Annotated in this window: 8 protein-coding genes and 1 CRISPR repeat array; of the genes, 2 read left to right on the forward strand and 6 right to left on the reverse strand. The window is 71.2% G+C overall.

Going from position 1 to position 8,732, the window contains the following annotated elements:
* Positions 1 to 19 precede the first annotated feature (19 nt).
* The 4 genes from ACH4LD_RS32390 to ACH4LD_RS32405 all read right to left on the reverse strand — a co-directional run bounded on the left by ACH4LD_RS32390 (position 20) and on the right by ACH4LD_RS32405 (position 4,211).
* The gene (locus tag ACH4LD_RS32390; protein ID WP_398057632.1) at positions 20 to 703 is read right to left on the reverse strand and encodes an ABC transporter ATP-binding protein; all 684 of its coding nucleotides are present in this window, start codon (positions 701 to 703) and stop codon (positions 20 to 22) included.
* A gap of 121 nt (positions 704 to 824) precedes the next feature.
* On the reverse strand, positions 825 to 2,276 hold the full coding sequence (locus tag ACH4LD_RS32395) for an ABC transporter permease (protein ID WP_398057631.1): 1,452 nt from the start codon (positions 2,274 to 2,276) through the stop codon (positions 825 to 827).
* Between the two features lie 111 nt (positions 2,277 to 2,387).
* Positions 2,388 to 3,635 (reverse strand): Ig-like domain-containing protein, encoded by a 1,248-nt coding sequence (locus tag ACH4LD_RS32400; RefSeq protein WP_398057630.1) that lies wholly within the window; start codon positions 3,633 to 3,635, stop codon positions 2,388 to 2,390.
* A gap of 231 nt (positions 3,636 to 3,866) precedes the next feature.
* The gene (locus ACH4LD_RS32405) at positions 3,867 to 4,211 is read right to left on the reverse strand and encodes a hypothetical protein (RefSeq protein ID WP_181140635.1); all 345 of its coding nucleotides are present in this window, start codon (positions 4,209 to 4,211) and stop codon (positions 3,867 to 3,869) included.
* Positions 4,212 to 4,320: 109 nt separating this feature from the next.
* On the opposite strand from ACH4LD_RS32405, the gene ACH4LD_RS32410 reads away from it, so the two are divergent.
* Together ACH4LD_RS32410 and ACH4LD_RS32415 are read left to right on the forward strand one after the other, a co-directional pair.
* On the forward strand, positions 4,321 to 4,647 hold the full coding sequence (locus ACH4LD_RS32410) for an LAETG motif-containing sortase-dependent surface protein (protein WP_398057629.1): 327 nt from the start codon (positions 4,321 to 4,323) through the stop codon (positions 4,645 to 4,647).
* Positions 4,648 to 4,689: 42 nt separating this feature from the next.
* Positions 4,690 to 5,487, forward strand: coding sequence for a hypothetical protein (locus ACH4LD_RS32415; protein ID WP_398057628.1), 798 nt, complete (start codon positions 4,690 to 4,692; stop codon positions 5,485 to 5,487).
* 52 nt (positions 5,488 to 5,539) lie between these two features.
* Here ACH4LD_RS32415 and hutH read toward each other — a convergent pair whose 3' ends face one another.
* Positions 5,540 to 7,108, reverse strand: a complete 1,569-nt coding sequence (gene hutH / locus ACH4LD_RS32420) for a histidine ammonia-lyase (protein WP_398057746.1) — start codon at positions 7,106 to 7,108, stop codon at positions 5,540 to 5,542.
* Between the two features lie 87 nt (positions 7,109 to 7,195).
* Positions 7,196 to 8,338, reverse strand: a complete 1,143-nt coding sequence (locus tag ACH4LD_RS32425; RefSeq protein WP_398057627.1) for a diguanylate cyclase domain-containing protein — start codon at positions 8,336 to 8,338, stop codon at positions 7,196 to 7,198.
* 69 nt (positions 8,339 to 8,407) lie between these two features.
* Positions 8,408 to 8,693: direct repeats of the CRISPR family, unit length 28 nt; unit sequence GGGTGCGGTGTGGCTTGCGGCGTGCGGC.
* The last annotated feature ends 39 nt before the right edge of the window (positions 8,694 to 8,732 follow it).

An 8,732-nucleotide genomic window follows, 5' to 3' on the forward strand; every position in this document is an offset into this window, starting at 1 on the left:
AGCCTGTGTTATGCGACCGTCAGGTGGCCGCGTTCTCCTGCACGGTGATCTTCCCCTTGCGCAGCGTGGCCAGGCGCGGGGCCTTCTTCGCCAGCGTGGAGTCGTGGGTGACCATGATGAACGTCAACCCGTGCTCCTTCCAGAGGCGTTCGAGCACGTCCATGATCTCGTCCCGCGTTCCCTCGTCCAGGTTGCCGGTCGGCTCGTCCGCCAGCAGCACCTTCGGTTTCTTCACGACGGCCCGGGCGATGGCGACGCGCTGTTGCTGCCCTCCGGACATCTCGCCGGGGAGATGTCCGAGGCGCTCGCCCAGGCCGACGGACTTCAGTGCCTCGGCGGCGAGTTCACGGCGCTCCTTCACCTTGATGCCGAGGGGGACGAGGGCGGTTTCCACGTTCTCCTGGGCGGTGAGGGTGGGGATGAGGTTGAAGGACTGGAAGACGAAGCCGATGCTCTCGCTGCGCACCCCGGTCAGCCTGGCCTCGCTCAGCCTGGCCAGGTCGGTGCCGTCCAGGACGACTTCGCCGGAGGTGGGGCGGTCGAGGCCGCCGAGCATCTGCAGGAGCGTGGACTTACCGCCGCCGGTGGGGCCCTGGATGACGAGCCTGTCCCCGTCGGGGATGGTGAGGTCGATGCCGTCGAGGGCGTGGACGGTGTCCTTGCCCCGGGTGTAGCGCTTGGTGACGTTGCTCAGTTCGTACATGGGGGCTCCGGGATCTGTGTCGGGTGGGTGCGCGCTCGTTCTGGCCGTCGGTCCGCGGGGGCTGGGCGCGCGGGTTCCCACGCCCCTCGGCCGGACCGGCCGGCCCCGCCGGGAAGCCGGCCTACTCCACCCGCCTCAGCGCGTCCGCCGGGCGCAGCCTGGACGCCCGCCAGCCGCCGAACGCGCCCGCGATCAGGCCGCCCGCCACCGCGAGGCCCACCGCCAGGACGATCGTGGTCACGCTCACCGGGGCGGTGAGGGCCACCTCCAGGGTCTTCGCCGTCCGCCGGCCGGGGCCGCCCGGGAAGCCGCCCCCGCCGCCCCCGCCGAAGCCGCCACCCGTGCCGCCGCCCACCTGGGCCTGGAGGCCGGGGCTGATGACGGTGACGACGTACGCGCCCGCCAGGCCGAGGGCGATGCCGAGGGCGCCGCCGACCAGGCCGTTGACCATGGCCTCGCCGACCACCTGCCGGGTCACCCGGCCCGACCGCCAGCCCAGCGCCTTCAGCGTGCCGAACTCGCGGATGCGCCGGGATACCGCCGAGGAGGTGAGCAGGCCGGCGACCAGGAACGCGGCCACCAGCACCGCCAGGGACAGCCACTTGCCGACGTCGGTGGCGAGGGAGGAGGCCGTGGACAGGGAGCCGGAGACGGTGTCCGCGAGGTCGGCGGAGGTGGTGACCGTCGTACCCGAGACGTTCTTCTGGATCGCCGACTTGACGGTGTCGATCTTCTTCGAGTCGGCCGCCTTGACGTAGATCGTGGTGACCTTGTTCTTGGCGTCGCCGAGGGTCTGGGCCTGCTTCAGCGGGACGTACAGGTTGGCGGCCGCGTCGCCGCTGTCGGCGGTGGCGATGCCGATCACCGTGAACTTGACGCCCTTGATGGTGACGGTGGAGCCGACCTCGTACTTCTTCTCCTTGGCGTAGGCGGAGTCCGCCACGACGACCTTGGCACCGGTCTCCGTCGTCTTGAACGTACGGCCGCTGGTGATCTTCGAGGAGGTCAGCGGGCCGAGGCCGGGCTTGGTGACGTCGGTGCCGTACACGGAGTAGTTGTTGACGTCGAAGTCGGCGCCGCCGCCCTTCACCTCACCCTGCGGCCGGTCGTTCCCGCCGCCCCGCTGGAAGCCGCCGCCGCTCTCGTTCTGCTGGAACTGACCGCGCGTGAACTGGCCGCTGACCTTGAGGACCTGGAGGCTCAGCCCGCCGACCGCGTCGGAGACGCCGGACTGCGAGCCGACCTCGGTCACCGTGGAGGCCGGCAGGGTCTGGAAGCCCTGCACCATGACCCGGTCGCTGCTCTGGGTGGAGTCGTCGCCGTTGTTCTGCGCGTCGAACCGGAAGCGGGGCCGCTGGGCGTCACCGGTGGACGCCGACGCCGCCTTGGTCACCGTCATGTCGGTCCCCAGCCCGTACAGCGACTGGAGCACCTTGTCCTGGGCCTTCCCCATGCCGTTGGAGACGGAGTTGACCACGATGACCAGCGCGATGCCCAGCGCGAGGCCGGAGGCGACGACGAGGGCCGCCTTTCTGCGGCGGCGCAGTTCGCGCCTCAGGTAGGTGAAGAACATGGCCGCAAGCTAGGGACGGACCGTGATGGCACCATAAGGCCGGCATAAGAGAAGCATGAAAAGACCGGTGCCGCCCCTGGGAGCGGCACCGGTACGGCGGGTGAGGGAGCGTCAGACGGCCGAGCCGGCCTTCCACTGCGCCCAGTCCATGTTCCAGCCGTTGAGGCCGTTGTCCGGCGAGACCGTCTTGTCGCCGGTGTTCTGGACGACCACGACGTCACCGATCAGCGAGTGGTTGTAGAACCAGGACGCCGGCGTGCTCGGGTCGTTGGCACCCTTCTTGTCCTGGAGGCCCACACAGCCGTGGCTGGTGTTCACGTTGCCGAACACCGAGGGGGCGCCCCAGTAGTTGCCGTGGATGAAGGTGCCGGAGGTGGTCAGGCGCATGGCGTGCGGCACGTCCTTGATGTCGTACTCGCCCTTGCCGTCGTCGTCGGTGAAGCCGACCGTCGCGCCGTTCATCCGGGTCTCCTTGAACTTCTCGGAGATCACCATCTGACCCTCGTACGTCTTGTTGTCGGGCGAGCCGGCGGAGATCGGTATGGTCTTGACGACCTTGCCGTCCTGCGTGATCTTCATCTGCTTGGTCTGCGCGTCGACGTACGAGACCTGGTTGCGGCCGATGTGGAAGGTGACCGTCTTCTGCTGGACGCCGTAGACGCCGCTGGCGCCCTGGACGCCGTCGAGCGCGAGCTTCAGGGTGACGGTGGAGCCTTCCTTCCAGTACTCCTCCGGGCGGCAGTCCATGCGGTTGGCGTTGAACCAGTGGCAGGCGACCTCCTGGCCGCTGCTGGAGCTGACCGTGATGCCCTTCTGCACGGCCGCCTTGTTGGTGATCGCCTTGTCGAAGTTGATCGACACCGGCATGCCGACGCCGACCGTGGCGCCGTTGTCCGGGGTGAAGGTGCCGATGAAGCTGTTGGCCGGGGAGACCGTGGTGAAGGACGCGTTCTCGTGGGCTATGCGGCCCTCGGAGTCCTTCGCCTCCGCGGCGAGCTTGTAGGTGGTGGAGCGCTCCAGCTGGACGGTGGGCTTCCAGCTCTTCTTGTCGGCGGACAGCCGGCCGGCGACGGTCTTGCCGTCCTGGCCGGTCATCGTGACGGTCGTGAGCGTGCCCTTGCGCACGGTGACGGTCGCGGAGTTGTTGATCGAGGCGTTGTTGGAGCCGTCCTTCGGCGTGATCGTGATCTGCGCCTCCGACGACTTCTTGGCCGCCGCCTCGTCGACCTTGGCCTGCGAGGTGTCATTGCCGCCGGAGGAGGCGTCGGCGTCGCCGCCCGAACACGCCGTCAGCACCAGCACACCACCGAGCAGAGCGGACGCGGCCGCGAGGCCCCTACGCCGCTTACTGTTCGTCATCACAAGCTTCTCCATCGTTGCCGAGTCGCGATAACCCCGGGAGTCCCCGCCAAGAACCATCAACGCTACGGCCGGTGTGTCCCGTTCCCCAGCCCATGGGCCTGTGGGGCATCCCACGTCCGCGGAACGCGGTCGCGTCCGCGGCGGTGCGGGAGCCGGTCCGTGCGTCCCCTGGGACGACGAAACCCCGGACGACGGTTGCCGTCCGGGGTCGTGGGTGCCCCGCGACGCTCAGCCGATGCCGTCCTCTTCCTCGTCGTCCGCCCCATCATCCTCGTCCAGGTCCCAGTCGGGCGAATCGGGGTCGTAGTCGACCCGCTCGCTGGACCAGGACGCCTGCTGCAGTTCCACTCCGGGCACCTCACTGACCAGGTCGAACGGGTCCACGAGATACGCCAGGGCCTCCGCGGTGTCTTCCGTCACAGCGGCCTCGGCCTGGGCCCGCTCCCCCTCCGGGAGCTCCGGGTCCCGGGCGATCCGGCGCAGCGCGGCCTTGGCCACCTCGTCGTCGTCCTGTACTTCCAGCACCAGCTCCACGCGAAGCCGCACAAAACGTGATGTCTCTTCTGTGCTCATGGCGGGAGCGTACGGCCGAAACCTCCCGTGACTTTCCTGTGACCCGCGCCTTTCACTAACATCGCCCCACACGGCCAATTCGCCAGCGTCACAAGGGGATCGATATTCCGTGTCATCCGCTCGCCGTCCGCTGCTGACCGCCACCGCCGCGGGCACCCTGCTGTGCGCCCTGTGGTTCGTCCCGTCCGCGAACGCCTCGCAGGAGGCCCCGGCGCGACAGACGGCGCGGACGTCCGCGCCGACGCAGGTCACACAGGCCAGAGCGGTGACGGTGGCGACCGCGGAGGGCGCGGACAGCGCGGCGGCCGAGGAGACCGAACTGGCCGACACGGGAAGCTTCGACACGACGCCGTACGTCGTCGGCGGCAGCCTCTTCCTCGCCGTGGGTGCCGGATTCGTCGTCTATTCGGTGCGCCGGGAACGCCTGGGCTTTTAATCGTCCTTGACGAAAGTTTGACAGCCCGCTCATAGTTCGCTCATGAAGAGATCATCGGGCGTGCGGCTGTGCGCCACCGCAGCTGTGAGCGCGCTGTCGCTCGCCCTCATCACGGGCTGTGGCGACGGGGGGTCGAAGGACTCCGGGGACGCCAAGGGCTCGGACGCGGCGAAGCCGGCCGCGAAGGCGCTGAGCGCCGCCGAACTGAAGAAGCTGATCATCGCCAAGGGCGAGGTGCCCGGGTACGAGGTCGGCCCCGTCGAGGGCGGCATCCCCGACCGCGGCAAGGTCACGTCGGACGACGCCAAGTGCCGGCCGGTGCTCCAGGCGTTCACCGGCATCGCGCCCGGTGAGCCGGCGGCGGACACCAGCCGCATGGCCACGCAGGACATGAAGAAGGACCCCACGGACGACGCCACGTCCCTGGACGACCTGGCCGACGGCAAGTTCGAGGACGCGATCAACAAGTCCATGGACCTGGACGTCACCGTGGTCACCCTGGCCTCGTACGACGGCGACGGCGCCGAGCAGGCCCTGAAGTCGGTCTCCGACGCGGTCAAGGCCTGCGCTGGCGGCTTCTCCGGCGAGCAGGACGGCGAGAAGGGCAAGTTCACCAAGGTCGCCGAGGAGAAGTCCTCGGGCACCGGTGACGCGTCGGTGGCCTTCACCGCGACCAACGACGCGGGCAAGGACGGCGCCCTGCCGCTGCACGCCGAGGTGGTGCGGCACGGGAACACCCTCGCCACGTACACGACGATCAACATCGGGGCGATGATGAGCAAGAAGGCCTACACGGTCTCCGCTCCGGTGGTGAAGGCGCAGGCCGCCAAGCTGAAGTGACGTTTCGTCCGCAGTGCTCGGGGCCCCGGCGGTTGCCGGGGCCCCGACGCGTTCACCGGAGCGGGCCGGTGACCTTCTCCACGGCCGCCACGAGATCGCCGCCGCGCACGAACGCGTCGGCGGCCGCCAGGTCGGGCGCCAGGAACCGGTCCGGACCCGGGCCCTGCACCCCCGCGGCCCGGACGGCCTCGATGACCGCCTGGGAGGCGGGCGCCGGGGCGAGGCCCTCGCGCAGCTCGATGGCGCGGGTGGCCGCGTACAGCTCGATGGCGATGACCCGGGTGAGGTTGTCCACGGCGGTGCGCAGCTTGCGCGCGGCCGACCAGCCCATGGAGACGTGGTCCTCCTGCATGGCGGAGGACGGGATCGAGTCCGCGGAGGCCGGTACGGCGAGCCGCTTCAGCTCGCTGACCAGAGCGGCCTGCGTGTACTGGGCGATCATCAGACCGGAGTCCACACCGGCGTCGTCGGCGAGGAACGGCGGCAGACCGTGGCTGCGGTTCTTGTCCAGCAGCCGGTCGGTGCGGCGCTCGGCGATGGAGCCGAGGTCGGCGGCGGCGATGGCGAGGAAGTCCAGGACGTACGCGACGGGAGCGCCGTGGAAGTTGCCGTTGGACTCCACGCGGCCTCCCCCAGTGCCGAAAGCCTGGGAGGTACCCCCAGGCAGGACGACCGGGTTGTCGACGGCGGAGGCCAGCTCGCGCTCGGCGACCAGGCGGGCGTGCGCGAGGGTGTCGCGGCCGGCGCCGGCGACCTGCGGGGCGCAGCGCACCGAGTAGGCGTCCTGGACGCGGGGCGCGTCGTCCTGGTGGTGCCCGGTGAGCTGGGAGCCCTTGAGCACCGCGAGCATGTTGGCGGCGGAGGCGCCCTGGCCCGGATGGGGCCGGATGGCGTGCAGCTCGGGGGCCAGCACCTTGTCCGTGCCGAGCAGCGCCTCCAGGCTGAGCGCGGCGGTGACGTCGGCGGACTTGTAGAGGGTGTCGAGGTCGGCGAGGGCCATGATCAGCATGCCGAGCATGCCGTCGGTGCCGTTGAGGAGGGCGAGGCCCTCCTTCTCGCGCAGCTCGACGGGGGTGATCCCGTGCTCGGCGAGCAGCTCGCCGGCGTTCCGGACGGTGCCGTCGGGGCCCTCCGCCTCCCCTTCTCCCATGAGGGTGAGGGCGCAGTGGGACAGCGGGGCCAGGTCGCCGGAGCAGCCGAGGGAGCCGTACTCGTGCACGACCGGGGTGATCCCGGCGTTCAGCACGTCGGCCATGGTCTGCGCGACCTCGGGCCGCACACCGGTGTGCCCGGAGCAGACGGTCTTCAGACGCAGGAACATCAGGGCCCGTACGACCTCGCGCTCGACCCGGGGGCCCATGCCGGCGGCGTGCGAGCGGACGATGTTGCGCTGTAGCTGGGCGCGCAGTTCCTGGCTGATGTGCCGGGTCGCCAGGGCGCCGAAGCCGGTGGAGACGCCGTAGACCGGGTCGGGCTTGGCCGCGAGCGCGTCCACGATCTCCCGGGCCGCCGCGAGGGCCGCCACCGCCTCCGCCGACAGCTCGATGCGGGCACCGCCGCGCGCCACGGCGAGAACGTCGGACGCCGTGACCCCGGACGTCCCCACCACCACAGTGTGCATATCCATATTCAGGAGCGTACGCATTGAATTCCCCGGTGTCACTAGTGGAGACCGGGAGCACCCCTTACCGTCGGTGTGGGCTTCGCCTCACGGCCGGCGTCCACGGAACCGGCGCCGCTCGGCCCGTGCGGGCGGCGGCGCGTCGGCCAGCCGCACCACCGGATCGTCCGGCCCCTCCCGGCCGGCCACCACGGGCCGGTCCAGGCGGAGCGCCTTCGCCCGGTACTGGGCGGCGTCCGCGAGCCGGAACAGCCGGCGGGCGTCCCGCACCTCACCGATCGCGTCCTCGGTCGAGGCGACCCCGCAGGCGACGCCCTCCCCCGGGTCCAGCTCACCGGCCCGTCGGCACAGTTCGTCGGCCGCCTTCACCACGTCGTCGGCGGGCGGCCCGACCGCGAGCAGACAGAACTCGTCCCCGCCGAGTCGTGCGGCCAGCGCGCCCGGCACCATCGCGCCGCACAGCGACAGCACCGAGCCGAAGCGTTCGAGGAGGCGGTCGCCGACGGCGTGCCCGAGGGTGTCGTTGACCCGCTTGAGCCCGTTGAGATCGCAGACGACGAGGCTGACGACCACGCCCTCGGCGCGGTGCCGCTCCACCGCCTCCTCCAGGCGTACGTCCACGGCACGGCGGTTGGCCAGGCCGGTGAGGGCGTCGGTGAACGCGAGGCGGCGGGCCTCCTCCAGCCGCTCGGTCTGCGCGATGCCCGCGGCGACGACGGCGGCGAGGACGGTGGCGAAGTCGGCGTCGGCCCGCGCGAAGAGGGGCTCGCCGACCGGCCGCGCCACGTACAGCTCGCCCCAGGCCCGGCCGTGCAGGACGACCGGGGCGACCACGCAGCAGCCGCGGCCGCGGCGGCGCAGGGCGGCGACACGCTGGTGGAAGTAACCGGGGGTGCCCTTCGCCGTGCCCCGGGCCGTCTCCACCCAGGCGTTGGGGCCGCCGCCGCCGGCCCACCGCTCGTGCAGGAACTCGGTGATCTCCGGGAACTGGTGCACCGGGTAGGTCTCGGCCTCCGGGAACTCCTCCTCGTCCGGGGCACGGTCGCCCACGTTCACGAGAACCCGGAGCCGGCCGAGTTCGCGTTCCCACACCGACAGCGCGGCGAAGCTGCCGTCCAGCGCGTGGCAGGCGCCGAGGGCGGCGGCCTGCCAGCACTCCCGCGGGGTGTGCGCCGCCGCCATGCCCTGCGCCAGCGCCACGACTGCGGTCAGCCGTTTGTCCTCACCCATTACTCCAGGTTAGGGAGGAATGAGGGGTTTGGGGGTGTGGGTGCGGCGATCAGGTGGCGGGCCGTTGCGCTCCGCGGTGCGGGTGGGGGCGTGCGGCTGCGGGCGTGCGGCTGGGGGGCCCAGACCGTTGCCCGGTGCGGGTGCGGTGTGGCTTGCGGCGTGCGGCTCCCAGCTCGGGGCTCCGTCCCCGTTGCCGCGTGCGGGTGCGGTGTGGCTTGCGGCGTGCGGCCAGCGACTCGGGGGCCCAGACCGTTGCCCGGTGCGGGGTGCGGTGTGGCTTGCGGCGTGCGGCTCCCAGCTCGGGGCTCCGTCCCCGTTGCCGCGTGCGGGTGCGGTGTGGCTTGCGGCGTGCGGCCAGCGACTCGGGGGCCCAGACCGTTGCCCGGTGCGGGGT

The organism is Streptomyces sp. NPDC017676 (genome assembly GCF_044329325.1).
GTDB lineage: Bacteria > Actinomycetota > Actinomycetes > Streptomycetales > Streptomycetaceae > Streptomyces.